The organism is Shinella granuli (assembly GCF_004341885.1).
Lineage (GTDB): Bacteria > Pseudomonadota > Alphaproteobacteria > Rhizobiales > Rhizobiaceae > Shinella > Shinella granuli.
Window position 1 is genome coordinate 204,882 of the sequence record NZ_SLVX01000004.1, and the last position, 15,656, is coordinate 220,537.

The 15,656-nt window shown below is 66.8% G+C and carries 17 protein-coding genes; 6 read left to right on the plus strand and 11 right to left on the minus strand.

Going from position 1 to position 15,656, the window contains the following annotated elements; genetic code table 11:
• Positions 1 to 124 precede the first annotated feature (124 nt).
• Both EV665_RS09330 and EV665_RS09335 read right to left on the minus strand, forming a co-directional pair.
• The gene (locus EV665_RS09330; protein WP_133033897.1) at positions 125 to 1,024 is read right to left on the minus strand and encodes a ribokinase; all 900 of its coding nucleotides are present in this window, start codon (positions 1,022 to 1,024) and stop codon (positions 125 to 127) included.
• A gap of 44 nt (positions 1,025 to 1,068) precedes the next feature.
• The gene (locus EV665_RS09335; protein ID WP_133033898.1) at positions 1,069 to 2,262 is read right to left on the minus strand and encodes a DNA recombination protein RmuC; all 1,194 of its coding nucleotides are present in this window, start codon (positions 2,260 to 2,262) and stop codon (positions 1,069 to 1,071) included.
• Positions 2,263 to 2,387: 125 nt separating this feature from the next.
• Here EV665_RS09335 and def point away from each other — a divergent pair, with 125 nt between their 5' ends.
• The 3 genes from def to truA all read left to right on the plus strand — a co-directional run bounded on the left by def (position 2,388) and on the right by truA (position 4,701).
• The gene (def, locus tag EV665_RS09340) at positions 2,388 to 2,912 is read left to right on the plus strand and encodes a peptide deformylase (protein ID WP_064328654.1); all 525 of its coding nucleotides are present in this window, start codon (positions 2,388 to 2,390) and stop codon (positions 2,910 to 2,912) included.
• A 101-nt stretch (positions 2,913 to 3,013) separates the two neighbouring features.
• Positions 3,014 to 3,958: a methionyl-tRNA formyltransferase gene (gene fmt, locus EV665_RS09345; RefSeq protein ID WP_133033899.1), complete on the plus strand. Its 945-nt coding sequence runs from the start codon at positions 3,014 to 3,016 to the stop codon at positions 3,956 to 3,958.
• Positions 3,958 to 4,701: a tRNA pseudouridine(38-40) synthase TruA gene (gene truA, locus EV665_RS09350; protein WP_133033900.1), complete on the plus strand. Its 744-nt coding sequence runs from the start codon at positions 3,958 to 3,960 to the stop codon at positions 4,699 to 4,701. Before fmt ends, truA begins: the two co-directional genes overlap by 1 nt.
• A gap of 24 nt (positions 4,702 to 4,725) precedes the next feature.
• Here the strand turns inward: truA and EV665_RS09355 are convergent, their stop codons facing one another.
• The 4 genes from EV665_RS09355 to dapD form a co-directional block, all read right to left on the minus strand.
• Complete coding sequence (locus EV665_RS09355; protein ID WP_133033901.1) at positions 4,726 to 5,322, minus strand: hypothetical protein; 597 nt, start codon at positions 5,320 to 5,322, stop codon at positions 4,726 to 4,728.
• Entirely contained in the window at positions 5,309 to 6,502 is a 1,194-nt protein-coding gene (gene dapE, locus EV665_RS09360; protein ID WP_133033992.1) for a succinyl-diaminopimelate desuccinylase, read from the minus strand. Before dapE ends, EV665_RS09355 begins: the two co-directional genes overlap by 14 nt.
• Before the next feature lie 90 nt (positions 6,503 to 6,592).
• Positions 6,593 to 6,979, minus strand: a complete 387-nt coding sequence (locus tag EV665_RS09365) for a DUF805 domain-containing protein (protein WP_133033902.1) — start codon at positions 6,977 to 6,979, stop codon at positions 6,593 to 6,595.
• Between the two features lie 3 nt (positions 6,980 to 6,982).
• Positions 6,983 to 7,840 (minus strand): 2,3,4,5-tetrahydropyridine-2,6-dicarboxylate N-succinyltransferase, encoded by an 858-nt coding sequence (gene dapD / locus EV665_RS09370; RefSeq protein ID WP_133033903.1) that lies wholly within the window; start codon positions 7,838 to 7,840, stop codon positions 6,983 to 6,985.
• A 187-nt stretch (positions 7,841 to 8,027) separates the two neighbouring features.
• Between dapD and EV665_RS09375 the strand changes: the two genes are divergently transcribed.
• Positions 8,028 to 8,921: an LOG family protein gene (locus tag EV665_RS09375; protein ID WP_064328661.1), complete on the plus strand. Its 894-nt coding sequence runs from the start codon at positions 8,028 to 8,030 to the stop codon at positions 8,919 to 8,921.
• 228 nt (positions 8,922 to 9,149) lie between these two features.
• On the opposite strand, the gene EV665_RS09380 is transcribed toward EV665_RS09375, so the two are convergent.
• Positions 9,150 to 10,103, minus strand: coding sequence for an EF-hand domain-containing protein (locus EV665_RS09380; RefSeq protein ID WP_162853018.1), 954 nt, complete (start codon positions 10,101 to 10,103; stop codon positions 9,150 to 9,152).
• A gap of 137 nt (positions 10,104 to 10,240) precedes the next feature.
• Positions 10,241 to 10,936, minus strand: a complete 696-nt coding sequence (locus EV665_RS09385) for a pyrimidine 5'-nucleotidase (protein WP_064328663.1) — start codon at positions 10,934 to 10,936, stop codon at positions 10,241 to 10,243.
• A gap of 103 nt (positions 10,937 to 11,039) precedes the next feature.
• Here EV665_RS09385 and EV665_RS09390 point away from each other — a divergent pair, with 103 nt between their 5' ends.
• On the plus strand, positions 11,040 to 11,942 hold the full coding sequence (locus tag EV665_RS09390) for a DMT family transporter (protein ID WP_133033905.1): 903 nt from the start codon (positions 11,040 to 11,042) through the stop codon (positions 11,940 to 11,942).
• A 33-nt stretch (positions 11,943 to 11,975) separates the two neighbouring features.
• Here the strand turns inward: EV665_RS09390 and argB are convergent, their stop codons facing one another.
• A complete protein-coding gene (gene argB, locus EV665_RS09395) occupies positions 11,976 to 12,863 on the minus strand; it encodes an acetylglutamate kinase (RefSeq protein WP_064328665.1) in 888 nt (295 codons plus the stop codon).
• A gap of 288 nt (positions 12,864 to 13,151) precedes the next feature.
• Between argB and EV665_RS09400 the strand changes: the two genes are divergently transcribed.
• Positions 13,152 to 13,865, plus strand: a complete 714-nt coding sequence (locus tag EV665_RS09400) for an anti-sigma factor (protein ID WP_245337343.1) — start codon at positions 13,152 to 13,154, stop codon at positions 13,863 to 13,865.
• Between the two features lie 3 nt (positions 13,866 to 13,868).
• Here EV665_RS09400 and yihA read toward each other — a convergent pair whose 3' ends face one another.
• Together yihA and EV665_RS09410 are read right to left on the minus strand one after the other, a co-directional pair.
• The gene (gene yihA, locus EV665_RS09405) at positions 13,869 to 14,522 is read right to left on the minus strand and encodes a ribosome biogenesis GTP-binding protein YihA/YsxC (protein WP_133033906.1); all 654 of its coding nucleotides are present in this window, start codon (positions 14,520 to 14,522) and stop codon (positions 13,869 to 13,871) included.
• A 52-nt stretch (positions 14,523 to 14,574) separates the two neighbouring features.
• Positions 14,575 to 15,486 (minus strand): DMT family transporter, encoded by a 912-nt coding sequence (locus tag EV665_RS09410; protein ID WP_133033907.1) that lies wholly within the window; start codon positions 15,484 to 15,486, stop codon positions 14,575 to 14,577.
• Positions 15,487 to 15,656: the final 170 nt, after the last annotated feature.

The following is a 15,656-nucleotide window of genomic DNA, read 5'->3' on the forward strand; positions in this document are numbered from 1 at the left end:
TAATAAATAACCAAATGCTGCTGCCACTTCTCGGCGCAACCGGCTGATTTATCAGGCGCCGCAGTCAATGCGACGCCTGATGCGCCAATTGCGAAATCCGGCGGGCCAGGCTGCCGCGCCGCCGTCAGATTTCCGCGTCGACGGCCGTGGCGAAGGGAATGGAGGGCTGGGCGCCGGGCTTCAGGCAGGCGAGCGATCCGGCGACGGCCGCGCGGCGCAGCGCCTCCTTGAAGCCGAGGCCGGCATCGAGCGAGGCGGCGAGATAGCCGCAGAACGTATCGCCCGCGCCCACCGTGTCGACGGGCTCGATCTTGAGGCCGGCGGCGCGGAAAATCTCGTTCCTGCGGATCGCGACGACGCCGTCGGCGCCGAGCGTGACGATGATCGTCTGGCCGCTGCCCGCATGCAGCGCGCGCATGGTCGTCTCGCGCGCGTCGTCCGAGAGTTCGCCCTTGCCGACGAAGAGGTCGAATTCCGTCTCGTTGGCGACGAGGATGTCGGCCATCGCGCCGAGGCGGCCGGCATCGGCGCTGAAGGGGGCGATGTTGACGATCGAGATGACGCCCTTCTGCTTGGCGCTGACGAGCGCGGCCTCGATGGCGGCATTGGGGATTTCGAACTGCAGCATCAGGTAGTCGCCGCGCGTCATGCCGCCGACGGTGCGCTTCGCATCCTCCTCGCCGACGGTGCCGTTGGCGCCCGGCACGACGACGATGACATTCTCGCCTTCGTCGTCCACGAGGATATGGGCCGTGCCGGTCGCCTCGGCGGCGGAGCGCACGCCGTTGAGATCGACCGCGGCGTCGGCGAGCAGCGCCAGCGCCTGGCTGCCCAGCCGGTCGTCGCCGACGGCGCCGGCCATGCGCACGATTGCCCCGGCGCGGCGGGCGGCGAGCGCCTGGTTGGCGCCCTTGCCGCCGGCGGCGGTGGTGAAGCTGCTGCCCATGACCGTCTCGCCCGGCTTCGGCAGGCGTTCTGGCGTGGCGATGAGGTCCATGTTGATGGAGCCGAAGACGGTGATCATGAGAGGTGCCCCTTGTCGTTTCCGCCGGACACTGCCCGAGGCGGTCAGTCCTCGTCAACCACCCTCAGCCGAAGCTGCCCCGTCCGGGTCTCGACGGCCGTCTCCGCAGGCGCGGAAAGCGCCGATGCCGTCTCGAATTCCATGTCGCCGATGCGCGCGCCACGCCGGGTCAGCTTCTCCGTCGAGGTCAGGATGAGGTCGACATCCTTCTGCGCGGCGGTGAAATGGCCGGAAAGCTTGCGCACCCGGTCGTCGAGCCGCGTCAGGTCGTCCATCAGCCGGGCAACCTCGCCCTGGATGACATGGGCCTGCTCGCGCATGCGTTGGTCCTTTAGAAGCGCCTGCAGCACCTGCACGGACAGCATGAGCAGCGACGGCGAGACGATGACGATGCGCGCCCGGTGCGCCCGCTGCACGATGGCCTCGAAATTCTCGTGGATGCTGGCGAAGATCGATTCGGAGGGAACGAAGAGGAAGGCGGTGTCCTGCGTCTCGCCGGCGAGAAGATATTTTTCGGCGATATCGCGGATATGGGTCTCCATGTCGCGGCGGAACTGCTGTGCCGCGAGCTTGGTGGCCTCGGGCGAGCGCCCGTCCGACAGCGCATTCCACGCCTCCAGCGGGAATTTCGCATCGATGACGAGAGGCGGCTGGCCGTTCGGCATGCGGATCGTGCAGTCGGGCCTGACGCCGTTGGAAAGCTGCGCCTGGAACTGGTAGGCGCCTGATGGCATGGCATCGGCGATGATCGTCTCCATGCGCGACTGGCCGAAGGCGCCGCGGGTCTGCTTGTTGGAGAGGATCGCCTGGAGGCCGACCACGTCCTTCGCCAGCGACTGGATGTTGCTCTGCGCATTGTCGATGACGGCAAGCCGTTCCTGCAGGCGGCGGAGGTTCTCGTGCGTCGAGCGGGTCTGCTCGGAGATCGACTGGCCGATCCGCTGCGTCAGGCCGTCGAGCCGCGCATTGATCGCCTGGTTCGTCTCCGATTGCTTCGAGCCGAAGACGTCGGCCATGGCGGCAACGCGGCCCTGCATTTCCGTCTGCGCCTTCAGGAGCTCGGCAAAGCGCAGCTCCGCCATCGCCGCCGCCTCGCGCTGGCGCGCCTGGCTGCGGCGGGCCGAAAGGAGGCCGAAGACGGCGATCAGCAGGGCGGCGAGCAGCACGAGCGCCGGGCCGGGGCCGCCGAGCCGGGCAAGCAGGGAGGCGAGCAGCATGTCAAAGGTCGGATCGATCATGCCGCGACCATAACACGGATTGCGGCGGAAACCAGATCATAACGTGAACAGATGCGCGGGACATGCGGCGCCGGCGACGGTCGAAGCCGATTGAAAGCGTCAAAAAACCGCGCTAAGGAGGCGAGATGACCATCAAGCCGCTGATTATCCTTCCCGATCCGATCCTCCGCCAGGTTTCGAAGCCCATCGAGACCGTCGACAGCGAGGTGAAGAAGCTCGCCGACGACATGCTGGAAACCATGTACGATGCGCCGGGCATCGGCCTTGCCGCGATCCAGATCGGCGTCGCGCGCCGCATGCTGGTGCTCGACGTCTCGAAGGAGGGCGAGGACAAGAAGCCGCTCGTCTTCATCAATCCGGAAGTCGTCTCCGCCTCGGATGCCCGCTCGGTCTATGAGGAGGGCTGCCTGTCGATCCCGGACTATTATGCCGAGGTCGAGCGCCCCGCGGCCATCACCGTCAAGCATCTCGACCGCGACGGCAAGGAGCAGCTCACGGAGGCCGACGGCCTGCTGGCGACCTGCCTGCAGCACGAGATCGATCACCTGAACGGCGTGCTGTTCATCGACCACATTTCCAAGCTGAAGCGCGAGATGGTGATCCGCAAGTTCACCAAGGCGGCGAAGCTGCGCGGCAGCAAGGCGCTCTGAGGCGACAACCAGGCGCTTGCCGCCCGGGCTTTGTTTCATGCAATTCCGGCCGCAGAACCGCTTCGCGCTTTTGCTGGACCTGCTTTCCTGGAGGCTGACCGATGGCCCTTCGCATCATCTTCATGGGCACGCCGGATTTCTCCGTGCCGACGCTTGAGGCGCTGGCGCAGGCCGGCCACGAGATCGTCGCCGTCTATTCGCAGCCGCCGCGCCCGGCCGGCCGCCGCGGCCTCGAACGGGTGAAGTCGCCGGTGCACCAGGCGGCCGAAAGGCTCGGGCTTCCCGTCTTCACCCCGCTCAATTTCCGCGAGGAGGCCGACCGCGCAGCCTTTCGTGCGCTGAAGGCGGATGTCGCCGTCGTCGTCGCCTACGGCCTCCTGCTGCCGGAAGCGATCCTGACCGGTACCCGGCTCGGCTGCTACAACGGCCATGCCTCGCTGCTGCCGCGCTGGCGCGGCGCGGCGCCCATCCAGCGGGCGATCATGGCGGGGGACGCACAAACCGGCATGATGGTCATGCAGATGGAGAAGGGCCTCGACACCGGCCCGGTCGCGCTGACCCATCGCGTGGCGATAAGCGACACCATGACGGCCGGTGAGCTGCACGATACGCTGATGCAGGCGGGCGGCCCCCTGATGGTGGAGGCCATGGCGAAGCTCGAAGCCGGCGACCTGCCGCTGACCCCGCAGGCGCAGGAGGGCGTGCTCTACGCGGCCAAGATCGACAAGGCCGAGACCCGCATCGATTTTTCCCGCCCTGCCGGGGACGTGCACAACCATATCCGCGGCCTCTCGCCCTTCCCGGGCGCCTGGTTCGAGCTGCCGGTCGCCGGCAAGCCGGAACGGGTGAAGGTTCTGGCGAGCGCGCGGGCCGCTGACACCACCGCGAAAGCCGCCGGCACGGTTCTCGACGACCGGCTCACGGTCGCCTGCGGTGACGGCGGGGCCGTCCGGCTCGTGCGCCTGCAGAAGGCGGGCGGCAAGCCGCTCGATGCGGCCGATTTCCTGCGCGGCACGCCCGTCGCGGCCGGCCAGGTCATCGGCTGATGCCGCGCTACCGCCTCCGTATCGAATATGACGGCACGCCCTATGTCGGCTGGCAGCGGCAGGACAACGGGCACTCCGTGCAAGGCGCCATCGAGGCGGCCATCCTGTCGCTCACGGGCGAGACCGTCTCGATCCGCGGCGCGGGGCGCACGGATTCGGGCGTGCATGCCATGGGGCAGGTGGCCCATGCGGACCTTTCGCGGGTGTGGAAGGAGCACACGCTGCGCAACGCGCTCAACGCCCATCTCGGCATGGCCGGCGAGCGGATCGCGATCCTCGATGCGGCGGCGGTGCCCGACGATTTCGACGCCCGCTTCTCGGCGGTGAAGCGGCACTATCTCTACCGCATCATCTCGCGCCCAGCGCCGCTGGCGCTGGAGGCGAACCGGGCCTGGTTCGTCGCCAGGACGCTCGACCACGAGGCGATGCATGCCGCCGGGCAGATGCTCGTCGGCAGGCACGACTTCACGACCTTCCGCGCCGCCCAGTGCCAGGCGAACAGCCCCGTGCGCACCATCGACCGATTGGAGGTGACGCGCAGCGGTGACCTGATCGAGATGCGCGTCTCGGCGCAGAGCTTCCTGCACAACCAGATCCGCTCCTTCGCCGGCACGCTGAAGCTGGCGGGCGAGGGCAAGTGGACACGGGAGGACGTGCGCGCGGCGCTGGAGGCGCGCGACCGCAAGGCCTGCGGCCCCGTGGCGCCGCCGGACGGGCTCTATTTCATGGCTGTCGACTACTAGGCGGCCCGGAGGGCGAAAGGCGCATCAGCCCGGCAACGTGCCGAGGAGTTGCTGCAATTGCTGCCCGACGATCATCGGCGGCAGCACGTAGATCGCCGTCATGGCCGAGGCGAGCAGCGTCTGCCTGCCGACGCACATCCATACGAGGCGGAACTGCAGCACGACGCTGGCGCCGAAGACCGCATAGAGCAGCAGGCCGGCAAAGGGCGCGCTCGTGGGCTGGACCAGCGTCAGGGCGAAGGGGATCGCCGCGGCATAGGCGAAGGGCACGGCGATCCAGTTGCTCGCCGTCACCACGGTCGCAACGTGCTTGCCGTAGCCGAGCGGACGCGCGAGCGCCGCCAGAAGCAACAGCGGCAGCAGCCAGCCCGCCACGTCGATCACCAGGAGCTTGATGAAGAAGGAGAGGCCGGCCGGCGTTCCCGTCGGCATGCTGCCGAGAAAATAGAGCCGCCAGGATGCCCAGATGACGGCAAAGGCGGGAAGGCACCAGGCGAAGGCCCAGAAGGAGCGGACAAGCCCGCGCATCGTCAGGTCCAGCCAGCCGAACCCTTCCTGCTTCTGCCGCACGAGCAAGAACACGCCGGTGAGATAGTGCAGGACCTCGTCAAGCCCGGGCATCGCCGAACCAGCGCTGGAGGAAAGTCTCGTAGATCACGGTCAGCGTCTCGAGATCGGCGATGGCCACCCGCTCGTCGACCATGTGCATGGTCTGTCCGACGAGGCCGAACTCCACGACCGGGCAATAATCCTTGATGAAGCGGGCATCGGAGGTGCCCCCCGTCGTCGACAGCTTTGGCGCACGGCCGGTCACGGCTTCGACGGCGCCGGAGAGCGAGGCGATCAGCCGGTCGTTGCGGGTGAGGAAGACGTGGCTCGGCCGCTCGGCCCAGGCGATGTCGTAGCGGAGCGGCGGGCGGCCCGGCCGCAGCCTTTCGTCGCGCGCGGCGGCATCGAGCCGGCGCACGATCTCGGCCATCACGGTCTCGGCCGTCCAGATATCGTTGAAGCGGATGTTGAAGCGGGCGACCGCCTGTGCCGGCACGACATTCGTCGCGGGATTGCCGACGTCGATCGTCGTCACCTCCAGATTCGACGGCTGGAAATTCTCCGTGCCGGCGTCGAAGGGCGGATGCATCAGGGCATCGGTAAGCGCGATCACGCCGCGCACGGCATTGTCGGCGAGGTGCGGATAGGCGGCATGGCCCTGCACGCCCTGTACCGTGATCGTACCGGAGACGGAGCCGCGCCGGCCGATCTTGATCATGTCGCCGAGCTGGTCCGGGTTCGTCGGCTCGCCGACGAGGCAGGCATCCCAGCGTTCGCCGCGCTCCGCGGCCCATTGCAGCAGCTTGATCGTGCCGTTGACGGCCGGGCCTTCCTCGTCGCCGGTGATGAGGAAGGAGAGCGAACCCTTCGGGGGACCGTTCTTTGCGATCTGGCGGGCGACGGCGGCGACGAAGCAGGCGATGCCGCCCTTCATGTCGACCGCGCCGCGGCCGAACATCTCGCCGCCGGCGATCTCGGCGCCGAAGGGCGCATGCGTCCAGGCCGCCTCGTTGCCGACGGGCACGACATCCGTGTGGCCGGCGAACATCAGGTGCGGCCCCTCGGTGCCGATACGGGCATAGAGGTTCTCGATGTCTGGCATGCCGGGCTCGCGCGCCGTCATGCGCTCCACTGTGAAGCCGAGCGGCTCCAGCATAGCGGCGAGCGCCGTCAGCGCCCCGCCCTCGGCAGGGGTGACGGAGGGGCAGCGGATGAGCGTTGCAAGATTGGCGATCGGATCGGCGGAGGTCATGGACATGCGGTCACGGCACGAAAGGGAGGAAGGAGAATCGAGATTTAGCCGATCGGCCGTGCGCTGTCACGCGCGCCCGAAGCGCGCCTCTCAGTCTTTCGGCCGGTTGGGCAGGCGGCCGTAGTCGTTCGGCCCGTTCGTGCCCGGCCAGACCATGAAGGCGAAGAGCGCGAAGAAGGAGATGGCCGGGATGAACAGGCAGATGATCAGCGGCAGCGGCAGGTTCATGTCGTGCAGCCGCTTGACCGTCAGCAGGACGGAGGACACCGTGGAGACGAGCGCCACGCCGACGAAGACGAAGGACCAGAAGAGGAAGGAGGGATCCTCCTTCGGCACGATGATGATGCGGGCGAGCGCGGCCGAAAGCAGCATCAGCCAGAAGGCCCAGCCAAGCGCGAAGGGCATCCGGCTGACCCGGCCGGACCAGCCGAAGAAGAGCCAGGCGAGGCTCGGCCTCTGCTCTTCCACGACCGCCATGGCTCAATCCCGAAGCAGTTCGTTGATGCCGGTCTTCGAGCGGGTCTGCGCGTCGACACGCTTGACGATGACGGCGCAGTAGAGCCCCGGCGCGGGCAGGCCGTTCGGCATCACCTTGTCCGACGGCATGGAGCCGGCGACGACGACGGAATAGGGCGGCACTTCGCCATAGGTCACCTCGCCCGTCGCGCGGTCGACGATCTTGGTCGACTTGCCGATGAAGACGCCCATGCCGAGCACGGAGCCCTCGCGCACGATGCAGCCCTCGACGACCTCCGAGCGGGCGCCGATGAAGCAATTGTCCTCGATGATCGTGGGACCTGCCTGCATCGGCTCCAGCACGCCGCCAATGCCGACGCCGCCGGAAAGATGCACATGCTTGCCGATCTGCGCGCAGGAGCCCACCGTCGCCCAGGTGTCGACCATCGTGCCCTCGCCGACATAGGCGCCGAGATTGACGAAGGAGGGCATCAGGATGGCGTTCGGCGCGATATAGGCGGAACGGCGCACCACGCAGTTGGGCACGGCGCGGAAGCCGGCCTTCTCGAATTCGTTGACGCTCCAGCCGTCGAACTTGGAGGGCACCTTGTCCCACCAGGACGAGTCGCCCGGGCCGCCCTTGACGATCTCCATCGGGTTGAGGCGGAAGGACAGGAGAACGGCCTTCTTCAGCCACTGGTTCACCGTCCAGGTGCCGTCCTCGCCGCGCTGGGCGACGCGTACCTTGCCGGTGTCGAGCAGGTTGAGGGACGTCTCCACCGCATCGCGCACTTCGCCGCGTGTTCCGGTGTTGATGCCGTCCCGTTCCTCGAAGGCGCGCTCGATGGTGGTGGAAAGGGTGGCGAGGTCAGGCAGGCTCATCGGAATTCCTTAAACTTCGAGGCTTATTTTCGATTGTCGGGATGCCGGAAGGTTGATTTCATCAATCTGCAAAATGCTCTAGAGCAAGTGCCGGAAAAGATGAAGCCCCTTTCCGGCAGATACTGTCGCACGGGCGCAATGGTAATCCCGTGGGGCCGGAAAGCAGGCCAGCAAGCAGGAAAATGACATGGCAAGACTGAAGAAGAAGAATCTGCGCCGCAAGGACGGCGTCTGGGATCCGTTGGCCGACAGCGCACAGGACAAGCACCGCGCCGCCGTCGTGCCGCAGACGCCGCAATCGGCCCATCCGGCCTACCGGCTTGCCTATGTCGACGACGATTTCCTCTGCCGCGAGGAGCTGCGCCCGGTGCGCCTGCAGCTCGAATTGCTGAAGGTCGAGATGATGCTCGCCGAGCGCGGCATCAAGTCGACCGTCGTGATGTTCGGCGGCGCGCGCATTCCCGCCCCCGGCCAGGAGGCCTGGGCGGCGCGCAACGAGACGCAGCGCCTCAATCTCGAAGCCGCCTCGGTCTATTACGAGGAAGCGCGCAAGTTCGCGCGCATGTGCTCGGAAAAGTCGGCGGAACTCGGCTTCAAGGAATATGTCGTCGTCACCGGCGGCGGGCCGGGCGTCATGGAGGCGGGCAACCGCGGGGCGGCCGATGTCGGCGCGCCGTCGATCGGCCTCAACATCGTGCTGCCGCACGAGCAGGCGCCGAACCCCTATGTGACGCCGGAGCTCAGCTTCAACTTCCACTATTTCGCCATCCGCAAGATGCATTTCCTGCTGCGCGCCAAGGCCGTGACGGTGTTTCCGGGCGGCTTCGGCACGCTGGACGAACTGTTCGAGACGGTGACGCTGATGCAGACGGGCCGCATGGCGCTGGTGCCGCTCATCCTGTTCGGCAAGGAATTCTGGCGCAGGATCATCGATTTCGACGCGCTCGCCGCCTTCGGGACGATCGCGCCCGGCGATGTCGAGCTGATGCAGTTCGTCGAGACGGCCGACGAGGCCTGGGACATCATCGTGAAGTTTTACGAGAAGCTGGAGGCCGAGCAGGCGGCGGCCGCGCTCGGTTGATGTTAGGACGATTACGGGCGCCTGCCACCTCTCCTCCGTCATGGTCGGGCTCGACCCGACCATCCATCCACCGGCACGTCGGGAATGTGGATCCTCGGGGCAGGCCCGAGGATGACGGCAGGGGGAGGGCGACGGTCTGCGCGAAATTTCCGCGCCTTTCGCAAAAAAAGACGCCCCGGTTTTGAAACCGGGGCGTTCCTGGTCGGACGTGCTCGTAACGGAGGGTGTTTACCGGTTGCCGCGCCTGCCCATCTCGTCGGCGGTGATGAAGCCGTCGCCGTTCCGGTCGCGCTGCTTGAACATCGCGGCGGCGGCGGTTTCCATTTCCGCCTTGGTCAGCGTGCCGTTCTTGTCGGCATCGGCCCGCTCGAACATGCGGCCGCCCATGCGGTCGATCCGGGCGTCGCGCAGCGCCTCGCGGGCGGCCGCCTTCGCCTCACCATCCGTCGCCTTTACCTCGCGGACGGCCTTGCGGGCATCGCGGAAGGCCTCGCGCCTGGCGTCGACCTCGGCCTTCGTCACCTCGCCGTTCTTGTCGGCGTCGAAGCGCTGGAAGGTTTCCGAGGCGCGCTGCAGCAGCTCCTCCTGCGAGACCTTGCCGTCGCTGTCGGCATCGAGGCGCTTCAGCATGCGCTCGGCACGCTCCTCGCCGCCCTTGCCGTGGCGACCCTTGCCCTTATGGGGGCGGGCATCGGCCGTGTCGATCGCGCCGTCCTTGTTGCTGTCGCGCCGTTCGAAGATCTTCTGCGCCGAGGCAAGCACTTCCGCTTCGGAAAGCGTGCCGTTCCCGTCGGTGTCGGCACGGTCGAACATGCGGCCGGCGCCCGGCAGCATGAAGGGGCCGGCGGCCCGCAGCGCCTCGCGTGCCTTGTCCTTGTCGGTGTCGGCCGCGGCACGCACGGCCTTGCGGGCATCGCGGAACGCGTCGTGGCGGGCCTTGATCTCGTCCTTCGTTACCTGGCCGTCGCCGTCGGCATCGAAGGTCTTGAAGGTGGCGGAGATGTTGGTCTTGAACTCGTCGAGCGAGACCTTGCCGTCCTTGTTCGCGTCGAGACGCTCGATCATCGCGGCATGGCGCGGCCCGTGCCGGCCCTCGCCCTTGGCGGCGAAGGCGGGGGCGGCGGCGCCCGAAAGCAGAAGGCCGGCAGCGACGGCGCCGAGGAGAAGTTCCTTTTTAGCCATGGTCATTCCTTTCATCCATCATCGTCCCTTGGGGAGGCAGGATAGGGGGAATGCCGGCCGGCACCAGTTACAAATTGGTAATTCAAGCTTTTGACGGAAAAGGGTTTTTTCCGTGTCGGGAATGTGTCGGGGCTTGCCTAGAGCAGCGCGTTGAGGAAGGCCGTCAGGTTCGAGGTCGCATAGTCGATATGCTTGTCCTCGTCCGTGCGCTTCTCCCAGGCATCGGTGAATTCGTGGCCCTCGTCGCGCGGGGTCAGCAGCACGGTCTTCATGCCGAGCGTCTTCGGCACGATGAGGTTGCGCGGCAGGTCCTCGAACATCACGGCCTGCTTCGTGTCGACCCGGTGCAGCGCCATGAACTTGTCATAGGTCGCGCCGGCCGGCTTCGGCACGTATTCGGCCGCCACGATATCGAAGACGTCGTCGAAATGGTGGAAGATGCCGAGGGCTCTCGCCGCCATCTCGGCATGCTTGACGCTGCCGTTGGTGAAGATGAACTTGCGGCCCGGCAGCGCCTGGATCGCCTCGCCGAGCGGCAGGTCGGGCGACAGCACGTCGTAATTGATCGCATGCGCCTTTTCCAGGAAGTCCACGGGGTCGATGGCGTGATGGATCATCAGGCCCTTCAGCGTCGTGCCGTGGTCGAAATAATACTGCTTCTGCAGGGCGCGCGCGTCCTCGCGCGACAGGCCGAGCAGGGCCGAGACGTAAGCCGTCATGTTCTTGTCGATCTGGGCGAAGAGATCGACATGGTGCGGATAGAGCGTGTTGTCGAGGTCGAAGACCCAGTCACGCACATGGCTGAAATCGGCTTTGTTCGGAAGATCGGTCATGGAGCGTCTTATGGCATGGGCCTGCGCGAAGGGAAACGGAATTTTCCATGGGAGGCCGGCGCCGACGATGGATTTGGCCCGGCCCGCATGCTAGCGGCAGGGCATGGAACTCTGGATCCCCATCACCATCGCCGCCGCCTTCCTGCAGAACCTGCGCTCGGCCCTGCAGAAGCATCTTCAGGGCAAGCTCGGCACGCGCGGCGCGAGCTTCGTGCGCTTCGGCTACGGCTTTCCACTGGCGATCCTCTACGTGCTGGTGCTGAACCGCATCGTCGGCCTCGCCTTCCCCTCGCTCAACTGGACCTTCGCCTTCTGGGCCATCATCGGGGGACTGGCGCAGATCTTCGCCACCATGCTGCTCGTCTATCTGTTCTCGCTGCGGAATTTTGCGGTCGGCACGGCCTATTCCAAGACGGAGCCGGTGCAGGCGGCGATCTTCGGCTTCGTGCTGCTCGGCGAGCGCATCACCCTGGGCGCGGTCGTCGCCATCGTCGTCGGCGTCATCGGCGTGATGCTGATTTCCGTCGCCCGCGCGCCGCTCTCCTGGCGCAACACCCTTGCCGCCCTGACGAGCCGCACCGCCCTGATCGGCATCGCCTCCGGCGCGGTCTTCGGCGTCTCGGCCGTCGCCTATCGCAGCGCGTCCCTCTCGCTTGACGGGCCGGGGCCGATCATGAACGCTGCGGTGACGCTCGCCTGCGTCACCACTTTCCAGACGGCCTTCATGCTGGTCTGGATGGCCTGGAAGGACAAGCGGGAAATCGTCGAGGTCTTGAGAAGCTGGCGCTCGTCCGCGCTGGTCGGCATTGCCGGGGTGCTGGGCTCGGCCTGCTGGTTCACGGCGATGAGCCTCCAGCAGGTCGCCTATGTGCGCGCGCTCGGCCAGATCGAGCTGGTCTTCACCTTCATGGCCTCGTATTTCCTCTTCCACGAGCGGGTCAACCGCACGGAAGTCGTCGGCTGCCTGCTCATCGTCTGCGGCATTCTGGGCCTGCTCTTCTGGTGAGGGGCCGGCGGCGGGAAGCCGCCGGCAGAAGCATCAGGGCACGATCAGCGTGCCGGCGCCGTGTTCGGTGAAGATCTCCAGCAGCACCGAATGGGCGGTCTTGCCGTTGAGGATGACGACGCCCTGCACGCCGGCCTTGATGGCGTCGATGCAGGTCTCGACCTTCGGGATCATGCCGCCGGAGATCGTGCCGTCCTTGATGAGGGCGCGGGCCTCGGCGACGGAGAGTTCCTTGATGAGCTGGCCGTTCTTGTCGAGCACGCCCGGCACGTCGGTGAGGAAGAGCAGGCGCGTCGCGTTGAGTGCCCCGGCGATGGCGCCGGCGAAGGTGTCGGCATTGATGTTGTAGGTGTGGCCGTCGCGGCCGGGGGCGACCGGGGCGATGACCGGGATCATCTCGGATTTCGCGAGCAGGTCGATCAGCGTGCGGTCGACCTCCACCACCTCGCCGACGAAGCCGAGATCGAGGATGCGCTCGATATTGCTGTCCGGATCGACCACGGTCTTCTTGGCCTTTTCGGCGAAGACCATGTTGCCGTCCTTGCCGCACAGGCCGATCGCCCATTCACCCGTCTGGTTGATGAGCGCGACAATCTCCTTGTTGATCGAGCCGGCGAGCACCATCTCGACGATCTCGACCGTCTTCTGGTCGGTGACGCGCAGGCCCCCTTCGAATTTCGATTCGATGCCCATCTTGGAGAGCATCGCGCCGATCTGCGGGCCGCCGCCATGCACGACGATCGGGTTGACGCCCGACTGCTTGAGCAGCGCGATGTCGCTCGCGAAAGCCTTGCCCAGTTCCGCATTGCCCATGGCATGGCCGCCATATTTCACCACGATGGTCTTGTTCTCGTAGCGCTGCATATAGGGCAGGGCTTGCGCGAGAAGGCGGGCTTGGGTTTCGCTTTCGGATAGGGACATGGCGGCCTCTTGGGAATGGGTGGGCGCCTGTTTAACGCATGTTTCGTGACGATGGAATGATCCGCCGGCCATATTGCTGCCGGCGCCCGGAAAAAGACGGAACGACACGAGCCGGGGACCGCAAGATCGGTGGCGGGAAAGGGCGATGGGGAATATGATGGCGCGCTTGCGCGTTTCCATGAGCAAAAGCGAAAGGGAATGCCTATATGGAGTTGGAGGCTTGGTCCTCGCCCGGATTTCATCGAAGCCTGAGAGAGTGCATAGCCGATGACGGCGCCCGACCGAGAGATGAGAGACCCCCGCCGCGATGAGGTGATCGCAGGCGAATATGTGCTCGGGGTGCTTTCCGCCGAGGAGCGCCGCAAGGTCGAGGCGCGCCTCGCTAAGGACCGCCAGTTCGCCGCGATCGTCAGTCGCTGGGAAGAGAATCTTGCCACCTTCGAGGACGATTACGAGGCGCTGCATCTGCCGCCGCGCGCCCGTTCCCCCATGGAGCAATGCCTGTTCGGCGCGACGCCGCGGGACGCCGTGTTTTCCGGCAGGGTCGCGGGCGGCTGCTGGGGCTCGCTCGCCTTCTGGCGGGCGCTCGCCCTTGCCTCCTTCGCCATTGCGGCGGGCCTTGCCCTGTTGATCGGCGCGCTCATCGCGCCGCGCCCGGTGAGCGGCGGGCGTCTCGTCGCGGACCTGGCGGGAGAGGGGGCCGTGATCGATCTCGTCGCGCGCTATGACGATGTGAGCGGCTCGCTGCGGGTGACGCCGGTCGCCGGTGGCGGCGGCAAGGACAAGTCGCTCGAACTGTGGCTGACGCAGGATGGCAGGGCGCCGGTCTCGCTCGGCGTGCTGCCGCAGACCGGCGAGGGCACGCTCATCGTGCCGGGAGAATTGCGCGGGCGGCTGGTGCAGGGCGCGATGCTCTCCGTCAGCGTGGAGCCCTTCGGCGGGTCGCCGGGCGGCAAGGCGACCGGCCCCGTCCTCGCGTCCGGCGCCGCCCGGTTCGATTGAGCCCTACCGGGTGATGGCCGCGATGATGGCGTTGCGCAATTCATCCAGTCCGCGGCCCTTTTCCGAGGAGGTAGCCAGCACCTCCGGATAGGCGGCCGGGCGCTTGGCGATCTTCTGCAGGGTTTCCTCGACGAGGCGCGGCACGCCGGCATCCTTGATCTTGTCGGTCTTGGTCAGCACGATCTGGTAGGAGACGGCCGCCTTGTCGAGCAGGGCGAAAACCTCCTCGTCGTTCTTCTTGATGCCGTGGCGGCTGTCGACCAGCACATAGACGCGCTTCAGCGTCGAGCGGCCACGCAGGTAGTCGAAGACGAGCTTGGTCCAGGCGTCGACCTGCTCCTTCGGCGCCTGGGCATAGCCGTAGCCGGGCATGTCGACGAGCGCCATCGGCGGCAGGTCGTCCTCGGCGCCGGAGAAGCCGTCCGGGACGAAATAGTTGAGCTCCTGCGTGCGGCCGGGCGTGTTGGACGTGCGTGCCAGGCCCTTGTGGCCGACCAGCGCATTGATCAGCGAGGACTTGCCGACATTCGAGCGCCCGGCGAAGGCGATCTCCGGCGGTCCCTCGGGCGGCAGGAATTTCATGGCCGGCACGCCGCGGATGAAGATCCACGGCCTGCCGAACAGCGGCTTGTCGTCCGGCGACGTCGTCTCGGTCATAAATCGCGCCCTTGTTGTCCGGCCCCCGGCTTCCCGGTTTTGGCCGCGAAAGTCAAGCGCGCCGCTGGCGCCAGAACTCCACGCCGAGATAACACAGGAGCGCCGCCAGCACGATGATGCCGCCGACTACGGTGCGCGCGCCCGGCACCTCGCCGTGGATGATCGCCACCCAGAGCGGCGCCAGAACCGTCTCCGCCGTGCCGAGCAGGGCGGCGAGCGCCGAGGGGACGAGGCGGGCGCCGGTGACGAAGAAGGCGAGGCCGAGGCCGAAATTGAGCGCGCCGAAGACGATGAGAATGCCGAGTTCCTGGCCGCTCACGGCAAAGCCGGAGGCCTGGCTTGCCGCCACCGCGCAGGCGACGAGCGTGCCGAAGAAGACGGCGGGCGTCATGCGCACATGGGCGAAGCGTCGGGTGATGATCGTCGCGGTGGCGAAGGCGAAGGCGATCAGCAGGGCGAGCGCATCGCCCATCATCGAGACGCTGCCGCCGAGCGATTCCGAGACCATGATGGCAACGCCGCCGATCACCGCCGCGATGGCGACCCAGGTGTGGAGGGCGATCCTCTCGCGGAAGAGCAGCCAGGCCATCAGCGCGGCGATCAGCGGCACGCCGGCCTGGATCAGCACGACATTGGCGACGGTCGTGTAGGCGAGCGCGAGGATGAAGGACGTGGAGGCGGTGGCAAAGCACAGGCCCACCGCGATGCCGGCAAGACCCATGCCCCTGAACAGGTGCACGGTGCCGCGCGGGCCGTCACGCAGCAGCATGAAGCCGAGCAGGAAGAGGGCGGCAAAGAGCGAGCGCCAGAAGACGACGGTCCAGCCGTCCTCGATGGCCAGAAAGCGCGCCAGCGTGCCGCCGAAGCTCCAGACGACGGCAGAGCCGAGCACGAGGGCGGCGCCATGGCCTTGCCCCCGTCTCTGCGGAAGCGTGGGGGTGATCGGAGGCGTGGAAGCGGACATGGTGCGCTCGCAAGGGCAAGTCCGGCAAAAGGGCGAGAAGCGGTTTTGCGTTCGGGCTTGCATGAAGACAAAGGGATCGCCGGGAGCATGACAGGGATGCGCCCGCGCCGCTTCCATGCCAGCGACGGGGCGATGTCGCAAGCGGGCCTTGCAGAAAAATCGGCAAAAGA

Coding starts and splice junctions, on each gene's coding strand:
- EV665_RS09330 (WP_133033897.1), bottom strand. CDS start 1,024: ATGATCACCGTCTTCGGCTCCATCAACATGGACCTCATCGCCACGCCA.
- EV665_RS09335 (WP_133033898.1), bottom strand. CDS start 2,262: ATGATCGATCCGACCTTTGACATGCTGCTCGCCTCCCTGCTTGCCCGG.
- def (WP_064328654.1), top strand. CDS start 2,388: ATGACCATCAAGCCGCTGATTATCCTTCCCGATCCGATCCTCCGCCAG.
- fmt (WP_133033899.1), top strand. CDS start 3,014: ATGGCCCTTCGCATCATCTTCATGGGCACGCCGGATTTCTCCGTGCCG.
- truA (WP_133033900.1), top strand. CDS start 3,958: ATGCCGCGCTACCGCCTCCGTATCGAATATGACGGCACGCCCTATGTC.
- EV665_RS09355 (WP_133033901.1), bottom strand. CDS start 5,322: ATGCCCGGGCTTGACGAGGTCCTGCACTATCTCACCGGCGTGTTCTTG.
- dapE (WP_133033992.1), bottom strand. CDS start 6,502: ATGACCTCCGCCGATCCGATCGCCAATCTTGCAACGCTCATCCGCTGC.
- EV665_RS09365 (WP_133033902.1), bottom strand. CDS start 6,979: ATGGCGGTCGTGGAAGAGCAGAGGCCGAGCCTCGCCTGGCTCTTCTTC.
- dapD (WP_133033903.1), bottom strand. CDS start 7,840: ATGAGCCTGCCTGACCTCGCCACCCTTTCCACCACCATCGAGCGCGCC.
- EV665_RS09375 (WP_064328661.1), top strand. CDS start 8,028: ATGGCAAGACTGAAGAAGAAGAATCTGCGCCGCAAGGACGGCGTCTGG.
- EV665_RS09380 (WP_162853018.1), bottom strand. CDS start 10,103: ATGGCTAAAAAGGAACTTCTCCTCGGCGCCGTCGCTGCCGGCCTTCTG.
- EV665_RS09385 (WP_064328663.1), bottom strand. CDS start 10,936: ATGACCGATCTTCCGAACAAAGCCGATTTCAGCCATGTGCGTGACTGG.
- EV665_RS09390 (WP_133033905.1), top strand. CDS start 11,040: ATGGAACTCTGGATCCCCATCACCATCGCCGCCGCCTTCCTGCAGAAC.
- argB (WP_064328665.1), bottom strand. CDS start 12,863: ATGTCCCTATCCGAAAGCGAAACCCAAGCCCGCCTTCTCGCGCAAGCC.
- EV665_RS09400 (WP_245337343.1), top strand. CDS start 13,152: ATGAGAGACCCCCGCCGCGATGAGGTGATCGCAGGCGAATATGTGCTC.
- yihA (WP_133033906.1), bottom strand. CDS start 14,522: ATGACCGAGACGACGTCGCCGGACGACAAGCCGCTGTTCGGCAGGCCG.
- EV665_RS09410 (WP_133033907.1), bottom strand. CDS start 15,486: ATGTCCGCTTCCACGCCTCCGATCACCCCCACGCTTCCGCAGAGACGG.